Here is a 256-nt window from a genome sequence, read left to right on the forward strand (position 1 = left end):
TCGGCCCGTCGCGAAACGGCAAACGCACCCTGCACTTAACCTACGACGAGCGCGAGATCTCAGACATGGAACACACCGGGCGGTTAGGGATTGATCAGGATCGTCCGGCTGCACCCCAGATTGCCGAAAACCTCATTGGGATCTTCTTCGGCGAGGGCAAGGTGGCTACTGCAGCGCCACGTCCCACTGTGTTGGTGCCGCTGCCGGATTACCTGTGCATCCTGGATGGCAATGGTGATGATGTGCTCTTGGCCAT

1 pseudogene is annotated in these 256 nt (G+C 59.0%); it reads left to right on the forward strand.

Going from position 1 to position 256, the window contains the following annotated elements:
- Positions 1–256: pseudogene (locus HMPREF3120_RS12175) on the forward strand (HNH endonuclease); the annotation flags it as partial.

The organism is Corynebacterium sp. HMSC11D10, from assembly GCF_001806995.1.
Classification (GTDB): Bacteria; Actinomycetota; Actinomycetes; order Mycobacteriales; family Mycobacteriaceae; genus Corynebacterium; species Corynebacterium coyleae.